This window comes from uncultured Polaribacter sp., from assembly GCF_947495205.1.
Lineage (GTDB): Bacteria > Bacteroidota > Bacteroidia > Flavobacteriales > Flavobacteriaceae > Polaribacter.
This window is the reverse complement of record NZ_CANLXV010000004.1, coordinates 138,148-156,824: the sequence shown is the minus strand read 5'-3', so window position 1 is coordinate 156,824 and position 18,677 is coordinate 138,148. Positions and strand designations below refer to the sequence as shown.

General features: G+C 28.7%; 13 protein-coding genes and 1 pseudogene. 8 read left to right on the top strand and 6 right to left on the bottom strand.

The features are described from left to right. The first annotated feature begins 190 nt into the window (after nt 1-190). The 5 genes from Q0762_RS05300 to Q0762_RS05280 all read left to right on the top strand — a co-directional run bounded on the left by Q0762_RS05300 (nt 191) and on the right by Q0762_RS05280 (nt 6,826). On the top strand, nt 191-856 hold the full coding sequence (locus Q0762_RS05300) for a uracil-DNA glycosylase (protein ID WP_298764476.1): 666 nt from the start codon (nt 191-193) through the stop codon (nt 854-856). Nucleotides 857-1,086: 230 nt separating this feature from the next. Next, entirely contained in the window at nt 1,087-2,067 is a 981-nt protein-coding gene (locus Q0762_RS05295) for a glycosyltransferase (protein WP_298764475.1), read from the top strand. A gap of 128 nt (nt 2,068-2,195) precedes the next feature. Next, nucleotides 2,196-3,863, top strand: coding sequence for an MFS transporter (locus Q0762_RS05290; protein WP_298764473.1), 1,668 nt, complete (start codon nt 2,196-2,198; stop codon nt 3,861-3,863). 9 nt (nt 3,864-3,872) lie between these two features. After that, the gene (locus Q0762_RS05285) at nt 3,873-4,880 is read left to right on the top strand and encodes a N(4)-(beta-N-acetylglucosaminyl)-L-asparaginase (RefSeq protein ID WP_298764471.1); all 1,008 of its coding nucleotides are present in this window, start codon (nt 3,873-3,875) and stop codon (nt 4,878-4,880) included. An 815-nt stretch (nt 4,881-5,695) separates the two neighbouring features. After that, on the top strand, nt 5,696-6,826 hold the full coding sequence (locus tag Q0762_RS05280) for a LytTR family DNA-binding domain-containing protein (RefSeq protein ID WP_298764469.1): 1,131 nt from the start codon (nt 5,696-5,698) through the stop codon (nt 6,824-6,826). A 29-nt stretch (nt 6,827-6,855) separates the two neighbouring features. Here the strand turns inward: Q0762_RS05280 and Q0762_RS05275 are convergent. Further along, a pseudogene (locus Q0762_RS05275) lies at nt 6,856-7,152 on the bottom strand (IS982 family transposase); the annotation flags it as partial. A gap of 509 nt (nt 7,153-7,661) precedes the next feature. On the opposite strand from Q0762_RS05275, the gene Q0762_RS05270 reads away from it, so the two are divergent. Together Q0762_RS05270 and Q0762_RS05265 are read left to right on the top strand one after the other, a co-directional pair. Then, nucleotides 7,662-7,916: a DUF6364 family protein gene (locus Q0762_RS05270; RefSeq protein WP_298764461.1), complete on the top strand. Its 255-nt coding sequence runs from the start codon at nt 7,662-7,664 to the stop codon at nt 7,914-7,916. Continuing rightward, nucleotides 7,906-8,328, top strand: coding sequence for a PIN domain-containing protein (locus Q0762_RS05265; protein WP_298764460.1), 423 nt, complete (start codon nt 7,906-7,908; stop codon nt 8,326-8,328). The genes Q0762_RS05270 and Q0762_RS05265 overlap by 11 nt, the downstream gene beginning before the upstream one ends. Before the next feature lie 29 nt (nt 8,329-8,357). On the opposite strand, the gene rlmD is transcribed toward Q0762_RS05265, so the two are convergent. From rlmD to Q0762_RS05250, 3 genes are all read right to left on the bottom strand, one after another. Continuing rightward, nucleotides 8,358-9,812, bottom strand: coding sequence for a 23S rRNA (uracil(1939)-C(5))-methyltransferase RlmD (rlmD, locus tag Q0762_RS05260; RefSeq protein WP_298764457.1), 1,455 nt, complete (start codon nt 9,810-9,812; stop codon nt 8,358-8,360). Nucleotides 9,813-10,095: 283 nt separating this feature from the next. After that, entirely contained in the window at nt 10,096-11,250 is a 1,155-nt protein-coding gene (locus tag Q0762_RS05255; protein WP_298764454.1) for a mechanosensitive ion channel, read from the bottom strand. Nucleotides 11,251-11,492: 242 nt separating this feature from the next. Next, nucleotides 11,493-13,871, bottom strand: coding sequence for a type IA DNA topoisomerase (locus Q0762_RS05250; RefSeq protein ID WP_298764452.1), 2,379 nt, complete (start codon nt 13,869-13,871; stop codon nt 11,493-11,495). A gap of 127 nt (nt 13,872-13,998) precedes the next feature. On the opposite strand from Q0762_RS05250, the gene Q0762_RS05245 reads away from it, so the two are divergent. Continuing rightward, nucleotides 13,999-16,101 carry a prolyl oligopeptidase family serine peptidase gene (locus Q0762_RS05245; RefSeq protein WP_298764449.1) on the top strand — a complete coding sequence of 701 codons (2,103 nt, stop codon included), beginning with the start codon at nt 13,999-14,001 and terminating at the stop codon, nt 16,099-16,101. Nucleotides 16,102-16,103: 2 nt separating this feature from the next. Here the strand turns inward: Q0762_RS05245 and Q0762_RS05240 are convergent, their stop codons facing one another. Together Q0762_RS05240 and Q0762_RS05235 are read right to left on the bottom strand one after the other, a co-directional pair. Then, nucleotides 16,104-16,247, bottom strand: a complete 144-nt coding sequence (locus tag Q0762_RS05240; RefSeq protein WP_298764446.1) for a hypothetical protein — start codon at nt 16,245-16,247, stop codon at nt 16,104-16,106. Nucleotides 16,248-16,265: 18 nt separating this feature from the next. Next, on the bottom strand, nt 16,266-18,389 hold the full coding sequence (locus tag Q0762_RS05235) for a Tex family protein (RefSeq protein ID WP_298764443.1): 2,124 nt from the start codon (nt 18,387-18,389) through the stop codon (nt 16,266-16,268). Nucleotides 18,390-18,677: the final 288 nt, after the last annotated feature.

Here is an 18,677-nt window from a genome sequence, read left to right as displayed (position 1 = left end):
AAGGTTGAATATTTCTTAATTCTTTTTACTAGGAAAATCCCCTTTTTTAAACCAAGAATTTCCTTCAAAACTAAATTTATTTAACTGTTTTTAACATGCTCATTTAATGAAGCAAGACTTTCATTCAATGAACTGCATTTTTGGTTTATTTTTATTGATAAACTATCTTTGAGGTTTAGAAATAAAAAAAATGAATGTGGAACTACCCAATAGCTGGAAAAATATTTTACAGCAAGAATTTAATAAACCCTACTTTATAGAATTAACAAATTTTGTAGAAAAAGAATATGCTAAACAGGTTTGTTATCCTCTAAAAAAAGACATTTTTGCTGCTTTTAAGTATTGTAATTTAAAAGATTTAAAAGTGGTAATTATAGGTCAAGATCCTTATCATGGGCCAAACCAAGCCAATGGTTTGTGTTTTTCTGTTCAAGATAAAATTCCACATCCACCTTCATTAATTAATATTTTTAAAGAAATTGCTACAGATTTAGAACAAGAATATCCACAAAGTGGCAATTTAGAAAAATGGGCAAAACAAGGCGTTTTACTATTAAATGCAACCTTAACAGTAAGAGCAAAAGAAGCAGGTAGTCACCAAAAAAAAGGATGGGAAACCTTTACAGATAAAGTCATAAAAACAATATCTGAAGAGAAAAATAATGTGGTTTTTTTACTTTGGGGCGGTTTTGCTAAGAAAAAAGCAAAGTTGATAAACAAAAAGAAGCATTTTATTCTAGAAAGTGGGCACCCAAGCCCTTTAAGCGCCAATAGAGGCTATTGGTTTGGTAACAAACATTTCTCTAAAACCAATAAAATTTTATATAAAATAGCAGAAAAACCAATTGATTGGTAATTTTTTTTGAAGCTTAATCGGGCTTTCCATTATATCTTTTTATGAATGTAGAATTTATAATAACATTTGTTTTAGTAAAAGAAACAGTTTCTTAAAAAGCAATATTTTATAAGGAGACTCATAAAAAGGATGCCATTTCAATCCCGGCTACACTTGTTTGCTAACTTTTAGGAGTAACAAAATATAAAGTTACATTTTTAAATACTTTCTATTTTTTTTATTGCTTACATTTGAAGTCATCATTTATAATTAGAATTATCAAACTACAATTTTCCATAATAATTCCAGTTTACAATCGTCCAAAAGAAATAGACGATTTATTGACTAGTTTCTTAAAGCAAAATTTTAAAGAAGATTACGAAATTTTAATTGTAGAAGACGGTTCAACAAAAAAAAGTGATGTTATTTTAAAAAAATACACATCAAAATTAAATATTAAATATTTCTATAAAGAAAATTCTGGGGCAGGAGCAAGTAGAAATTTTGGAATGCAAAAAGCTACCGGAAACTATTTTATTATTTTAGATTCAGACGTTGTTTTACCTTCCCATTATTTAACCCAAGTAAATAAAGCTTTACAAAACAAATATACAGACGCTTTTGGCGGGCCAGATACTGCGCACAAAAGTTTTACCCCCATGCAAAAAGCTATTAATTATGCCATGACTAGTTTTTTAACCACAGGCGGAATTAGAGGTAAAAAGAAAGGTGTAGGTAAATTTCAATTAAGAAGTTTTAATTTAGGCATTTCTAAAAAAGCATTTTTAGTAACCCAAGGTTTCTCTAACATGAAAACAGGAGAAGATATAGATCTAACCTTTAGATTATGGAAACAAGGGTTTCAAACACAATTAATTACACCAGCTTTTGTCTATCATAAAAGAAGAAGTACATTACAACAGTTTTTTAAACAAACTTTTAGTTTTGGTATTGCAAGACCAATTTTAAACAGAAGATATCCTGAAAGCAAAAAAATAACATTTTGGTTTCCAACCCTTTTTATGCTAGGTTTTTTAAGTAGTTTATTATTTAAGGTTTTTGGTTTTCAATATTTATTATACGTTTACTATTTTTATTTCATTGTATTGTTTGTTGATGCTACAATTCAAAATAAAAGTATAAAAATAGCTTTGTATAGCATTGTAACAACATTTATACAGTTTTTAGGCTACGGAAGTGGTTTCTTTAAAAGTCAGTTTTTAAGAAAATAATTAATTTTAAAGGAGTTTTTCATTTTTTTAATTTTTACTTTTAACACTATTTTTAATGATATTAGCTATAAAAAATCTAATATTTTTAAAAGTAAATAACAATAAGTAATACTCAATTATAACTAAAAATGAACAATAAAAATAACAAATCTGCACTAACCACATTAGTTACAGTCTTCTTTTTTTGGGGCTTTATAGCCGCTTCAAATGGCGTTTTCATTCCGTTTTGCAAAACCTATTTTAATATAGATCAGTTTCAATCTCAATTGGTAGATTTTGCTTTTTATGGAGCTTATTATATTGGTGCTTTATTACTTTTTATTTTATCAAGTACAATAAATAAAGATATTTTAAACAATTGGGGTTACAAATCTGGTATTGTATACGGCTTAGTTTTATCTGCATTAGGGGCATTTGTAATGTATTTTGTAATTAATGGCGCACAACAAGGCCAAACCGAAGTTTTTTACTTGGTTTTAATAGCATTATTTATTGTAGGTTTAGGTTTTTCTTTGCAACAAACAGCAGCCAATCCTTTTACAGTAGAGTTGGGCGAACCTAGTAAAGGCTCTCATCGTTTAAATTTAGCTGGTGGTGTAAATTCTTTAGGAACCACAATTGGCCCTATAGTTATTGCACTAATAATATTTGGTTCCACGCCACTTTCTGGTGACGAATTGGCAACAATGATAGCGAATAACCAAATAAAACTAACCACTTTACAAATGTTATATTTAGGAGTAGGTATTTCGTTTTTATTGGCAGCAGCTTTGTTTCATTTTTCTAAAAAATTACCTCAAGGAAAATCTGATGCTACTTTTGAAAAAGCAAATAAAGCCAGAAATATATTAATTTTATTATCTGTAATTATAGCCATTTGTTTCACCATGATTTTTGTGACGTATACAGAAGAAGTAATTTCACTAGAAGCTATAGAAAACAAGCGTTTGGTTTTACTTTTTATAGCATTGTTAGGTGTTGTTGGTTGTATTTGGTTTGCAAATGCTAGTGCCTCTAAAAATGCAAAAGGTTGGGGCGCAATGAAATACCCACAATTGGTTTTAGGTATGTTGGCTATATTTATGTACGTAGGCGCAGAAGTAACCATACAAAGTAACTTGGGCGAATTGTTAAAGTTTGTTACGGATAAAGCCAATAATTTAAACGCTTTAAATTTACCTGCACTAACAGATGCAGCAATTGCACCATTTATTTCTTTGTATTGGGGTGGTTTAATGATTGGACGTTGGATTGGAGCAATTACAGTATTTAATCCAACCAAAGGTTTAAAAAAGTGGTTGTTAGTAATTGTACCTTTTGTTGCTTTTGCAGTAATTCTGGTTGTTAACTTTGGTAAATATTCAATTAATGAAATTGTATTGTTTTCCGTTTGTATTGGCGTTCAAATTATTGGTTTCTTTTTGGCTAAAGATAATCCTGTAAAAACATTAAAAATATTTAGTTTATTAGGTGTAATTGGTATGTTGTTAGGTGTTTTTACATCGGGTAATTTGGCATTATTTTCACTTTTATCTGGTGGTTTGTGTTGCAGTATCATGTGGCCTTGTATTTTTACATTAAGTATAGCTGGTTTAGGGAAGTATACATCTCAAGGCTCTGCTTTTTTAGTAATGATGATTTTAGGTGGTGCTATTATACCACCATTGCAGGGTAAAATGGCAGATATATTTAGCATTCAAAGTTCTTATGTATTGCCCGTTTTATGTTTTGCATATTTATTATTTTATGCATTTAGAGCAAAAATGGTTTTAGATAAACAAGGCGTTACTTATTAATTTCTAATAATGAAAAGAAGAAATTTTTTAAAAAAAGCATCGGTTTCTTGTGCTGGAGTTGTTGCCTCTAGTGCAATTGGAAGTTGTAACTTATCAACTTCAGAAAAAAGTATTGTTTTCTCTAATTTAAAACAAGTAACAAGACCAATTGTAATAGCAACTTGGCGGGTTGCTAAGGCAACAGAAAAAGCATGGGAAATTTTGCAAAATAATGGTACAGCTTTAGATGCTGTGGAGCAAGGTTGTAGAGTAGAAGAGGCAGATGTTAAAAATCAATCTGTAGGTAAAGGAGGGCTGCCAGATAGAGATGGTAATGTAACTTTAGATGCCTGTATTATGGATAAATTTGGAAATTATGGTGCTGTTACAGCAGTACAAAATATAACACATGTAATTTCTGTAGCAAGAAAAGTTATGGAAGAAACCCCACATGTTATTTTAACTGGTGAAGGTGCAAAGAAATTTGCGTTATCAAAAGGCTTTAAAGAGGAAGATTTGCTTACAGAAAGTTCTAAAAAGGCTTGGTTAAAATGGAAAGAAACATCTTTATACAAACCTATTATTAATATTGAAAATCATGATACTATTGGGATGCTAGCCATAGATAAAAAAGGTGATATTTCTGGAGCATGCACAACCAGTGGACTTTCTTATAAAATGGCGGGCAGAGTGGGAGATTCTGCAATTATTGGCTCAGGATTATTCATAGATAATGAAATTGGTGGCGCAACAGCAACAGGAATGGGAGAGGAAGTTTTAAAAACTGTAGGTAGTTTTTTAATTGTAGAATTAATGCGACAAGGTAAAAGTCCGCAAAAAGCTTGTGAAGAAGCAGTAAAAAGAGTGGTAAAAAAATCTGGAGAACGCTATAAAAATTTTCAAGTAGGATTTATTGCTTTAAATAAAGCTGGCGAAACTGGTGCATATTGCATACATGAGTGGTTTAATTATCAAGTATATGCAAAAGGGGAAAACAAAAATTATAAATCAAATTATTACAATAAACCTAAAAATTAATAATTACAAGGTTTATAGAAGTTAGATTTTTTTTATGCGTAATGTTAGTTTCGTAAAAAAAAATAGTATGCATAAATAAAGGATTTACTTCTATTCTTAATTTTTACCAATTTTATTAAACTCATTTATCATGAAATATGCCCAAATTATTACGCATATGCCCACAAAAATGGAAAGATATAAGATAATATTATCTGCGCTCACGGCTTATTAGTTTTATGTAAATCATTACGCCTAATAAAGTAGGAGCCCAAAGTCCTAGAAAAATTCCGTGTAATTTATCACCTGTTAAAAAAAGATATTCTGATACTATAATTATTAGAACACATAAAGCCAACATTAAGAAGTTAGCGATTCCTATATTCTTTATAAAATTCATTCGCTTGTTAAATTTTTCATAAAAGTAAAGAAATAAAATTGTTTTGTATATAATAAGAGCTAAAATTTACCAAATTAATTTTTTTAGAGAAAAATACCCCCAATTCTAACAATTTAGACTACAATATGTAATTTTTTATTTTCATTCTAAAACAATTTTCTTCACCTAAAAAAACCAACTCCAAATTGTTATTGACTTTTGTTGATGAGACATTTGGCTAAAATTCTGCTACTTTCATTAAAAGATATAAAAATTGCGCCTATATAAGTGTTATCAGAATTGTTTTATACCTACTTATTTTTTATCAAATTTTATGTAGCTTAAATCAAAAATGTCCGATTTTTACCTTTTTTCTGTTTTTTTATTATAGAATATCATACTGTTTTCTTATAAGTTTACATTACTATTGCATATAAAAAGTATATTTAAAATAATAATGGGAAAAGATAGATTGTATTTTTTAACTTTCATTTCAATTTGCATTGTATTTATTTTTACTGCGTTAATTGGTGTTAATTACAGCGTAAAAATTAGTATAAACCTTTTGTTAGAATCGGAGATTAAGTCTGCTGAAATAGAGGTACATAAAATTCATGAAATTTTATCTAGACAAACTACCGTATTTGAAGATAAAAAGTTACAGGATGACATGCAAGATTTACTAGAAGTTGTTGCTTCAGGAAAGTCTTACATGGCTATTTTAGATTCAGAAAATAAAATTATTTATCATCCTAAAATCAATAATGTTAGTGAAAATAGTTTGATAAGCACACAGATACAAAACGCTGTTAACAAAGGTTTAAAAATAAGTGCTACTTATAATGTTTTAATGAGTTATAAGAAAGACTTATATGAGAATAACGAGATAAATATTTTAGAAATACTTTATGAAAAACCAATAGAAAACTCAAGTTTTAAAATCGTTTCTTTATTAAATATAGATAATTTATTATTGAATATTAGTAAGTTAGAGAGACGTTTACACACTATTTTTATATTGATGGGTTTTCTTATTATAATTATTTCTTTTTTTGCAGTGAGATTTATTGGTAGTTTTTATGAAAAGAAATTAGAATCTAAAGCTATAGATTTAGAAAATGATATTATTAGTATTACTAAGTTAAATTTAGATTTGTTAATGTATCAACAAAAAAATGAAAAGAAAACAATAGAAAAACAAGAAACAACACCTTTAAAAAAAGAAGCTGTAACAGCATCTAATAGTAATAATAATAAATTAAGAATTCTCTCTTACAAAGGAGATGAAATTATACCAATTCCCTTAAATAATATAGCATACATTTATACAGAAAATACAATTACATACATCGTTGATGATTCAGAAAAAAAATCTTTTAGCAATGCTAGTTTAGATGAAATTTATAGTGATTTAGACGACAGAATATTTTTTAGAGCTAACCGTCAATTTATTATTCATATCGCTAAAATCGAAAAAATAATAAAATATGGTAAAAGTCAACTTAAAATTGTAATTGTTAATTCTGATGTAGAAATTTTAATTCGAAAAAATAAAGTAGCCAAATTTAAGCAATGGTTAAATATTTAAACAATTATTAAAACCACCCGTTGTGCATTTTAAATTATGCTAATTTTAGTATTACTGATATTTCTATTAAAAATAAATTTGTTGATATATTGTATAATTGCTAAAAAGGCTTCTTTGGATAATACCTTTGTTTTAAATCTGTCAAAAGATTTCGCATAATTTCTTTTAAACATAAATTGGTCACAGAGTTGTGAGTATAAAGTTTCTATTCGTTTTCTTCTAAAAATTTAAGGCTGTTTTTTATAATTATTTTGATTGTTTTTCATTTGAGTATTCAATTTTATATTACAGGTTTCAAATAAGTTTAGCTGCATTTGTTCAATTAAATGGTTTTGGAGCAAACATTAATACATTTTAACAAGGAATTATTTTGTACGAAATAAGAATTAAAAATAACTTAAAACTAAATGAATATTGTGGTTTGCATAATTTTTTCAAAGCTCTTCCTTTTCCGGCACAAAATATTATTTTTGAAATAACAAATAATCTATATAATCCAGATTTTATTGATTTTTTAAATGATAAATAATTAAACACTAGGCTCGTTAAAAAACCTTTAGTAGTATCTTTGTTTTTATCTCTTAAACAAAACCATATTCTCAATATGGCTTGTATATGGAAATTGATCTACCAAACTAATTTTTTTATTTGGTAACGCGCTGCAGCTAATAATTCTGTATATTTTTCTTGTACTGCAGGGTTGCAAGAAACATACATCATATTGTTTTAATTTAGGTTAATTATAAAAAACTTTTCTAATAAAATTTATAACATAAAAGTAAAGCACGTGTAAATAATTTAGTAAAAAACACGTATATTTACAATAAAAAATAAAATGAACACGAAATTAACGTTAACTTTAGAAAAAGAAGTCATAGAAATTGCAAAAAAATATGCAAAAGAAAAGGGGCAAAGTTTGTCTGAAATGGTTGAGAATTATTTTAAGTTTATTACCACAAATAATACTATAGTTGAAGAAAAAGAACTTTCTTATAAAGTAAATAAATTAAGAGGAATTATAAAAACAGATGCAGATATCGATTACAAGAAAACGTTAACAGAAGAATTGTCAAAAAAATATGGTGCATAAATTATTTATAGATTCTGATGTTGTTATTGATTTTTTCACAGACAGAACACCCTTTGCAAACGCCGCAAGCGAAATTTTTGAGTTAAGTGAAAACGGAAGTGTAATTATATATCTATCTGCAGTAAGTATTAATAACATTTATTACATTGTTAGAAAATATTTAGGCCATAAAAAAACACTGGAAATTATAGGTCTTTTAACAGAAATGACAGAATTAGTAGGAACCAATAAAAAAGAAATTTTACAAGCTTTAAAAAATAATTTTAAAGACTTTGAAGATTCTATTCAATATTCTTCTGCGTTAAATATTAATGGTTTAGATGCTATTATAACTCGAAATATTAAAGATTATAAAAACTCTAAAATTGCAGTTATGACGCCAACTAATTTTTTAAAATTGAAAGACCTGTAAGGTTTTTAAAACCTTACAGGTCTTAATAATTATACTTTCTCAAACAAAACCACAGTCTCAATATGGCTAGTGTGTGGAAATTGGTCTACCAAACTAATTTTTTTCATTTGGTAACCAGCAGCTGCCAACAATTCTGTATCTCTTGCTTGTGTTGCAGGATTACAAGAAACATACACCATTCTATCTGCATTTAAATTGATGATTTTTTGCAAGGTTTTTGGAGCTATTCCTGCTCTTGCAGGATCTAAAATAATGGTTTTTATTTTATTTTGATATTCTGGATGCGCAATTAAAAACTTACCAACATCTGCCGCATAAAATTTTAAACCTTCTATGTTATTTCTTTTGGCATTCTTTTTTGCATCTTCAATAGCAGAAGCTACAATATCTACACCCACAATTTTTGCGTTATCAGATTTAGAAGCCACAATTTGTCCAATAGTTCCTGTTCCACAGAATAAATCCATAACAACAGTATTATCTACTTTGGTTTTGTCTTCTAAAACATAATCAACTACTTTATTATAGAGTTTTTCTGCACATTTTGGGTTGGTTTGAAAAAAGCTTTTCATGCTAATTTCGAAGTTTAAACCCAATAATTCTTCTACAATTTTGTCTTTACCGTAAATTAAATCTATGCTACCAGAAGTTGCAATGGTTCTGTCTCCAGTTTCATCGTTAATGGTGTGTAAAAGTCCGGCTAAACGATCTCCTAAAATATCTTTAAGGAAATTGGCGAATTTATTTAAATCAAATTTGTTTAAATCTGGAGAAGTAGTTACTAAATTACACAACAACTCATTTGTTTTAAACGATTTTCTAACTACAAAATAACGAAAAAAACCTTCTCTTTTTGGTCCATGCCAAGGAGCTAAACCTGTGTTTTCGCAATATTCTTTTATCGTTTTTATATGATCTTCTAATTGTTTGTCAAACAAACCAGAATCTTTTTCTAAATTATCTCCCATCCACCAGACACCACGTCTTTTAAAACCTAGTGTAAACATGTCTTTATCGGTTTTGTTTACACGGTCGTAGCCAATGGCAGAAAAACCATATTCCATTTTATTTCTGTAATGAAACACGTTTGGCGAGGTTACAAATTCGTCAAATATATCTTCTATATTTTCTACTTTACCAATTCTTTTAAATAAAGATAAAGTACTTTCTTTTTTATATTGATGTTGTAAATTAATTGGTAATTGTATGTAAGGCGCACCAGGAATATCTTGATAAGGTACTTCAATTTCGTCTTTAGAAGGTTCTAAAACATCTATTAATTTTGCTTCTGCATATTTTTTGCTGGATTTGCTAATGCTAGCTTTTACAAGTTGCCCAGGCAAAGTATTGGGAACAAAAACTACAAAACTACCATCTTCTGAGTGTATTCTTGCAATTCCTTTTCCGCCAAAGGCATAATCTTCAATTTTTAATTCTAAAACTTGATTTTTCTTAACAAATTTATTGCGTTCTCTACGTGGCATTTCTAGTGTAATTTGGTTTGCAAAATTAGCGAAAACTTAAAGATAATTTGGGCAATCTTTAAAAAACCTTTAAGCTGTATTTAAGCCATAAATATTTTTTTAGCAATGGCTTTTGGGTAAGCCGTTTGCGTTAGCGATTGAACGGTTTGTTTGAGCTCTTGCGCTTTTGGGCGCAAAGCGAGTAGTGAAAGCGCGACCCTTGGGTAACGCCCAAAAAAAATTAGGACAAAAAAAAACCTCAGAAAAAAATATTTTCTGAGGTTTTAAAGGTAAATTTTATGTTTTACTTTTTATTAAATTTATCTAATATTTTACCCATTTGTTTTCCTGCAGCTTCTCTACCGCCTAAACCAAAAGATAAAACTACTGTTAAGGCTACTGCACCTAAAGTAATACCAAAAGCAAGGTTTATAATATCGTCTGCAATACCCATTGTTCTTAAGCCGATTGCTAAAAATATTGCTAAAACTGCTATTTTTATAATGTTACCTACAAAAATATTATCGCCAGATTTCATAAAGCTTTTAGAGGCAATTGTTGCTACCCAATTTCCTATGGCTAGTATAACTAAACCGAATAAAATATTACCACCAAGGTTTACAACAGTGTTTATTATTTCTGATAATTTAGTGAATTCTAATTTTTCTATAGCTGTAATAATACCAAATAAAACAATAAATGCATATACAATGTTTGCTATTAATTTCTCGATATTAACTTTGCCTAAAATACCATCTAAATTTGCCGTTTTTGACAATTCATTTAAGTTTAAGCTGTCTAATAAATCTTTTATTAATGCGCTTAAAAAACGACCACCAACTACAAAAATTATAAGAATTATAGTAGCTACTAATACTTTAGGAATTGCTTCGAAAAAGCTTTGTAACATGTCTGTTGCTGGTTCTGAAACTGCTTTTAAATTTAAAATATTTAATGCCGAAATTAATAACGGAATAAAGATAAAAATAAAGACTACTTTTTTTAAGATAGTTACCAAATTAATGTTTTCTGGTAATTTTAATTTTGGTGCAAATTTTTGAATGGTTTTGCCAGAAAGCCCTACTAATTCTGATACGATAGTGGCTAGCATGTAACCAATATAACCTACTAAGCCTGCACCAATAATGTTAGGTATAAAGCCTGTAAAGCCATTTAATAAGTTTTTAACGGGTTCTAAAACGCTTGTCATGCCTAACTTTTCTAGTGCTAGCATAAATACAAACATCATTACTAAGAAATAAATAATTTTAGAGATAATATCGCTAATTTTTACTTTACTTGATAGTTTGTTGTCTATTCCCGATTTTTGAAGTAATTTTTTTACTACTTTTTTAAGTATGCCTGCAATAATCCATCCTAAAATAATTATGATTAATGCTGCAATTGGTGCCCCAAAGCTGCCTGTAATTTGATTGAAAGTTTCTAATACTTGATCCATGTGATTTTTTGTTTAATTAGTTTTTGTTATTTCTTACGACACAAAAAAAAATGGAATGTCACTTTAATAGCTCATAAAACTTGTTTTATTTATGATTTAAATAGTACAAATTGTTGCTGCTGTATATTTTACAAGTTGAATTTATTGGAATAGTTTTCTAAGATTTGCAATAGAAGTAGTAAATTAAGTTAGCAACTCTAAACCTTAACATAGGTAAATAAGTAAAATTAAGCTTTTGCAGTTTAGCTTGCTATAATTTGCAATACCAATTCTTTGGTTAAGGGTTGGCCGTTTGCTATTTTTTTAATGTTTTCAAAAGTAAAAACAAAATCGCAACCATTTTTGTAATTAGAACATCCATAAGCAGTTTTACCCTTTAAAATGTTTCCTGTTGCGCATTTTGGGCAACTAATTTTAGCTGTTTTGTTATTGCGATTTTGAGAGGACGAAATTTTATTATTAGAATTAGTTTGTTTTACGTTGTTCGCACGAGTTTTTGGTTCTAATTTTAAGTTGAAATCATCATCAAAACGAATTAAACCTTCTATTTTCTGATGATTACTTACAAAGCCTTTTAAATTGGTTGTACAACCTTTATCTATAAGACGAATAATTTGATTTTCTGAAACTTTTTTGTCGTAGATTTTAAAAGGTAATTTAAAATTGCAATTATTTTTATATTCTGAACAACCAAAAGCAGATGAGCCTTTTAACAATTTTCCTTTTTTACATTTTGGACAGGTTTTTCCTGCTACTTGTTTGTTTTTAGGAGAAGTTGAGGATGAAGTAATCTGTTTGTTGCTAGTGGATTGCTTCATTTCTTTGTCATTCGCAATGACAGATGAAATCCTTTTTTTAACAGTATTAGAACGTACTTCATACACCAATTCATCTACCATTTTTTTCATATTGTTGATAAATGTGCCTGCATTAAATTCTCCACGTTCAATTTCTTTCAACCGTTTTTCCCATCTTCCAGTCAATTCAGCAGATTTTAACAATTCGTTATCAATAATATGAATTAAATCGATGCCTGTTTGTGTGGGTAAAACCAATTTCTTTTTACGTTCTATATATTTTCTACGGAATAAAGTTTCTATAATACTGGCTCTTGTAGATGGTCTTCCAATTCCGTTTTCTTTCATTAACTCGCGCATTTCATCATCATCTACCTGTTTTCCTGCGGTTTCCATAGCTCGTAAAAGTGATGCTTCTGTAAAATTTCTTGGTGGTTTTGTTTCTTTTTCTAAAAATGAAGGTTCATGTGCACCTTTTTCTCCTTTTACAAAAGAAGGTAAAGTCAATTTTTCTGAAAGTTCTTTTTTTGTAGCAGATTCTTTAGCTTCAAAAACCACTTTCCAACCTTTATTTATAATTTCTTTACCGGTTGTTTTAAAAGGAACTTCTGCAGCTTTACCAATTACGGAAGTGTTGGAAACATCTGCATCTGGATAAAAAACAGCAATAAAACGTTTGGTTATAATATCATATACTTGTTGCTGATTGTATTGTAAGTTTCCTTGAATTCCTGTAGGAATAATTGCGTGGTGATCGGTTACTTTTTTATCATCAAAAACACGTTTCGTTTTCTTTATTTTCTTCCCTAAAAGCGGTTGTGTAAGTTCGCTATAATTGGTTAATTTAGATAGAATTCCGTGTACTTTTGGATACAAATCATTGGGTAAAAAAGTAGTATCTACTCTTGGGTAAGTAACCACTTTCATTTCATATAATTTCTGCACCATTTTTAGCGTTTCATCTGCAGAAAATCCAAATTTATTATTACAATATACTTGTAAACCTGTTAAATCGAACAGTTTAGGTGCATATTCTTTTCCTTTCTTTTTGGTTACAGAAACAATTTCAAAATTAGATTCTGCAACTTTGTCTGCTAAAACTTGGCCATCTTCTTGTTTTAAAAACCGACCATCTTCATAATTAAAAAGTGTGTTTCTGTACGTAGTTTGTAATTCCCAATACGGTTGTGGTTTAAAATTTTGAATTTCTTCAAAACGATTTACCAGCATGGCTAGGGTAGGAGTTTGCACTCTACCAACAGACAATACTTGTTTGTAGCCACCAAATTTTACAGTGTACAAACGGGTTGCATTTAAACCCAAAAGCCAGTCTCCAATGGCTCTAGAATAGCCTGCATAATACAAATTATCATACTTTTCTGAAGATTCTAAATTTTTAAAACCTTCTTTTATGGCTTCTTCTGTAAGTGAAGAAATCCATAAACGTTGCACTTTGCCTTTATAATTGCATTGATTAATTACCCAACGTTGAATGAGTTCTCCTTCTGTACCAGCATCTCCACAATTAATAACTACTTCTGCTTTTTCAAATAAAGATTTTACAATATCAAATTGTTTTTTTATGCCAGAATCTCCTGTAACCTTGGTGTCAAAACGTTCTGGTAACATGGGTAAGTTGTTTAAATCCCAGCTTTTCCAGTGTGGTTTGTAATCTTTTGGTTCTAGCAAAGTGCACAAATGCCCAAAAGTATAGGTTACAGCATAGCCATTGCCTTCGTAGAAACCATCTCGTTTTGTTTTGGCTCCTAGAATGTTAGCAATTTCTCTTGCTACAGATGGTTTTTCGGCGATGCAGACTTTCATTAATTATTTTTGTGTGGTCGAAAGTAAGAAAATAATAAATGAATTTGCAATAAAAATTTAAGGTTAAGTATAAATTTAATACTTAATTTGAAAAATAGTTTGTCTACTTTTGTTTGAAAAGAAAACTATGAAATTTATTATAAGAATACACCTTGTTCTTACATTATTACTTTCTAATTCAATTTTATCTCAAATAGCATATCCAGCAACAAAAAAAGTACCTGTTATAGATATTTATCATACTACAAAAATTACAGATAATTATCAGTGGTTAGAAGCTAAAAATAATGAAGATGTAAAACAATGGGTGGACAATCAAAACAGAATTTCAAGAAAATACTTAAAGAAAATTTCAAGAAAATATAGCTCAGAAACAAAAATGAGAGCCTATGGATGGTATGAAATGGATTATGATAAAAAACTTAAATATGAATTAAATAATAAAATGCGTTTTAAAATACGACATTTAAAAAATAATTCTTTGCCTTCTATTTATTATGCAAAAGGTAGTAAATCTGAATATAAAAATTTGGTAGCACCTAATAGTATATCTACAAAAGATAGAATAATTTTTACAGGTTTTAAACCTTCTAGAAATGATGAATATTTAGCTTATCATTATAATAGAAATGGAAGTGATTGGAAAGAAATTAAAATAATAGGAATTAAAAAAAGACGTTATTTTAAAGAGGTTTTAAAAAATATTTTAAACCCAAGCATTTATTGGCTTGGTAGTGGTTTTTATTATATTAAAAGCGCACCAAATGTAGAGAACTCTAATTTATATACTACAGCAGTAATGTATCATAATTTAGGTACGCCACAAGTTGATGATGAATTGATATTTAGAGTGAGTTCTAAAGAGGAGCAACTATATATTATAGGTGCAAAAGATGAAAGTATTTATATTATATTAAAAAAGAACAGTTTTAAAAACGAGTTTAGTTATTATTTTTTAGAGCCCAAAGATGATAAAAAAGCGTTTAAACCTTTTTACGAAAAAATAAAATACAACCTAAATTTAGCTAAAATTAAAGCAGATACAGCAGTGGTTTTGACTAAAATTAAAGGAGAAAAATTTCTAGTTAGAATCCCTATAAAAAAGCCTAATAATTGGGTTTTGTTAAGTCCTTCTTATAATGATGCCGTGTTTACAGGTTATGAATTTGTTGATGATAAAATTGCCAGTTCTTATCAATCTAAAGAGTCTTCTTTTATAGCAATTACAGATTTTAATGGAAAGATTTTAGGTGAGGTTACTACACCAAAGGGATTAAGTATTTCTAATATGCATTACAATGCCCAAAAAAAAGTGTTCACATTTAAATTATCTTCATATACTGTGCCGCCTGTAAGTTGTGTTTTAGATTTAAAAACTTTTCAATTTAAATACTTAGGAAAAGCTGATGTTTATTTTAATTCGAAAAATTATCGTTTTATGAGAAAGGAGTTTATATCTCATGATGGTAAAAAAGTGCCAATGTTTATTGTGTATAAAGATTCAATTTCTAAAGATGCTAAAACACCTTTTTTACTTAAAACCTATGGTGGATATGGTAAAATTGAGAAACCAAAATTTAATAGTGGAATTATTTATTTTATAGAAAACGGAGGCGCTTTTGCTTATGTAAATATTAGAGGAGGAGGTGAGTTAGGAGAAAAATGGTGGAAAGATGGTAAAAAACTTAAAAAGAAAAACGGAATTTTAGATTTTACTTATGCAGCAAAGTATTTAATAAACCAAGGTTACACAAAGCCAAAAAAAATAGGTGTTATTGGTACATCTCATGGAGGATTAATTGCAGCATCTGCATTAATAGAAAGTCCTGAAATTTATGGAGCTGCAGTTATTAATGTAGCACCAACAGATATGCTTCGCATGGAAAAATCTAGAACAGGATCTGCCTTTATAAATTTATCTGAATATGGTACCGTAAAAAAAGAAAATGAGTTTAGAAATTTACTTTCTTATTCTCCTTTTCATAATATAAAAGAAGGCGTAAATTATCCTTCAACATTAATAATTACGGGTTCAAATGATACTCGAGTTCCTTCTTATAATTCCTATAAATTTGCAGGGAAATTACAAAATAGAGGGGCTCAAAAGAATCCTATTTTATTATGGACTCAAGATAAATATGGGCATTTTGGAGCAATTAAATACAATGATTTCATAGAAGAAAAGGCTTTTATTTATTCTTTTTTAATAAATGAATTAAAAAAGAACTAAGTTTATTTCAGTTTAGAAAGCTCTTTTTTAAGATCTTCCCAAGTTGATTTTTTCTTTTTATTAGAATCACTAACTTCTTGTTGTATTGCTTTTTTTTGAGAATCCGATAATTCATCCCATAAAGCTGTTTTTTCTTTTTTGCTCATATTTTAATCCTAAAAATGTTATTTCACCAAAGCCAATTGAATTCTCTTTCTTACCACATCAACCTCTAAAACTTTAACCACAATTTGCTGTTGCAAAGCTACAATAGCATTTACATCTTTTACAAAAGTATCCGATAAATTAGAAACATGAATTAAACCACTTTCTTTAATTCCGATATTTACAAAACAACCAAAATTGGTGATGTTGTTTACAATTCCTGGTAAAAGTTGCCCGATTCTTAAATCTGAAATTGTTTTAATATTGGCATCAAAAGAAAACACTTTTGCTTTTGCTCTTGGGTCTAAACCTGGTTTTTCTAATTCTTTAATAATATCTTTTAAAGTAGGTAAACCAATATTTGCAGAAACATAATTTTGTAAATTTATTTGTTGAAGAATTTCTTTATTTCCAATAATATCTGATATATTTTTACCTGTATCTTTCGTAATTTTATCAACTAAAACATAACTTTCTGGATGTACTCCAGAATTATCTAAAGGATTCTTCCCATTTTTAATTCTCAAAAAACCAGCAGCTTGTTCAAAGGCTTTTCCTCCCAAACGTGGTACTTTTTTAATTTCAGTTCTAGTTGAAAAAGAACCATTATTATTTCTATAATTTACAATGTTTTCTGCTAATTTTGGACCAATTCCAGCAACATAACTTAACAAAGCTTCACTGGCTGTATTTATATTTACACCAACAGTATTTACACCATTTTCTACGGTTTGATCTAATGCTTTTTTAAGTTTATTTTGATCTACATCATGCTGGTATTGCCCAACACCAATAGATTTGGCATCTATTTTAACCAATTCTGCTAACGGATCTTGCAAACGTCTTCCAATAGAAACAGATCCGCGAACAGTAACATCATAATTAGGAAATTCTTCCCTAGCAATTTTAGATGCAGAATAAATAGACGCGCCAGCTTCACTTACCACAAAAACGTTAACTTTATTTTTAAACTGAATTTTCTTTACAAATTGTTCTGTTTCTCTAGATGCTGTGCCGTTTCCTATGGCAATTGCCTCAATTTTATGAGCATCTACTAAAAAACTAATTTTTTTAATGGCATCTGTTTTTTTGTTTTGCGATTCGTGCGGAAAAATAGTTTCATTATGTTCTAAATCTCCTTGAGCACTTAAACAAACCACTTTACAACCCGATCTAAAACCAGGATCTATGGCTAAAACTCTTTTTTCACCCAAAGGAGCACCTAAAAGCAATTGTTTTAAGTTTTTAGCAAATACTAAAATAGCTTCATCATCTGCTTTTTCTTTGGCTATTGTTAGTCTTTCATTTACTAAAGAAGGATACAATAAACGTTTAAAAGCATCTTTTATAGCAGCTATTATTTGTGGCGCACATTCGTTTTGAGATTTAATAATTCTATTTTCAATTCTTTGTAAAATTCGGTCTGTGTCTATTGTTATTTTTACACGAATAAAACCTTCGCTTTCTGCTCTTAAAATGGCTAGTAATCTGTGTGAAGGAATGGTATTTAAAGATTCACTCCAATCAAAATAATCTTTAAATTTTTGTGCTTTTTCCTCTTCAGCTTTTGTTTTAATTATTTTTGAAGAAATCGTGGCAAATTTTTCCAATTCTCTTCTAATTGTACCTCTTATATCCGTTCTTTCATTAATCCATTCTGCAATAATAAAACGGGCGCCTTCTAGAGCATTTTCTATGGTTTCAACTTTGTTTGATGTATATTTTGAAGCAGTATGTTCTAAATCGCTAACATGCTGACTCATAATTATTTTCGCCAAAGGTTCTAAGCCTTGTAAACGGGCAGTTTCTGCTTTGGTTTTTCGTTTTTTCTTAAATGGTAAATACAAATCTTCTAAAGCAATTAAACCTTTAGCATGCTTTATTTTATCGGTTAAATCTGTAGTTAAAACTTGCTGTTCTTCTAGCGCTTTTACAATTGCTTTTTTTCGTTTTTCTAAGCTTTCAAAAATTTCTTTAAACTTTACAATTTCACCAATTTCTACTTCATCTAAATTACCCGTCATTTCTTTTCTATATCGAGATATAAAAGGAATGGTTGCATCCTCATTTAAAAGAGAAATGGTGTTTTTAACCGATTTTTCTGATAATTGTGTTTGTTGAATTATATATTGAAGTAATTGCATTTTTGTTTTGAATTTAAGCTAAAAAAAACCTCATAAAAATAAATTTTATGAGGTTGTAAATATACTTTTATTTTGTGTTTTAAGTTGAAAAACTTCTTGATACAATTCCGCAAAAAACCTAATTATTTGAAGTGATATGGTGTTGTAACTGTTGTGAACTGTAATTCAGGAATTTTAATAGATTCTCTTTGGTAAATTATACTAAAATCTTGTAATACTTACTGATAGTGAGTTTGTTATTCTGAAAGAATCCCACATAATTTTGTAAATATTAAATAAGGAATTAAT

What these genes read in the sequence shown, in the direction of transcription:
- Q0762_RS05235 (WP_298764443.1), bottom strand. Translation starts at nt 18,389, where the DNA reads ATGCAATTACTTCAATATATAATTCAACAAACACAATTATCAGAAAAA.
- Q0762_RS05255 (WP_298764454.1), bottom strand. Translation starts at nt 11,250, where the DNA reads ATGGATCAAGTATTAGAAACTTTCAATCAAATTACAGGCAGCTTTGGG.
- rlmD (WP_298764457.1), bottom strand. Translation starts at nt 9,812, where the DNA reads ATGCCACGTAGAGAACGCAATAAATTTGTTAAGAAAAATCAAGTTTTA.
- Q0762_RS05240 (WP_298764446.1), bottom strand. Translation starts at nt 16,247, where the DNA reads ATGAGCAAAAAAGAAAAAACAGCTTTATGGGATGAATTATCGGATTCT.
- Q0762_RS05245 (WP_298764449.1), top strand. Translation starts at nt 13,999, where the DNA reads ATGAAATTTATTATAAGAATACACCTTGTTCTTACATTATTACTTTCT.
- Q0762_RS05270 (WP_298764461.1), top strand. Translation starts at nt 7,662, where the DNA reads ATGAACACGAAATTAACGTTAACTTTAGAAAAAGAAGTCATAGAAATT.
- Q0762_RS05280 (WP_298764469.1), top strand. Translation starts at nt 5,696, where the DNA reads ATGGGAAAAGATAGATTGTATTTTTTAACTTTCATTTCAATTTGCATT.
- Q0762_RS05300 (WP_298764476.1), top strand. Translation starts at nt 191, where the DNA reads ATGAATGTGGAACTACCCAATAGCTGGAAAAATATTTTACAGCAAGAA.
- Q0762_RS05250 (WP_298764452.1), bottom strand. Translation starts at nt 13,871, where the DNA reads ATGAAAGTCTGCATCGCCGAAAAACCATCTGTAGCAAGAGAAATTGCT.
- Q0762_RS05285 (WP_298764471.1), top strand. Translation starts at nt 3,873, where the DNA reads ATGAAAAGAAGAAATTTTTTAAAAAAAGCATCGGTTTCTTGTGCTGGA.
- Q0762_RS05265 (WP_298764460.1), top strand. Translation starts at nt 7,906, where the DNA reads ATGGTGCATAAATTATTTATAGATTCTGATGTTGTTATTGATTTTTTC.
- Q0762_RS05290 (WP_298764473.1), top strand. Translation starts at nt 2,196, where the DNA reads ATGAACAATAAAAATAACAAATCTGCACTAACCACATTAGTTACAGTC.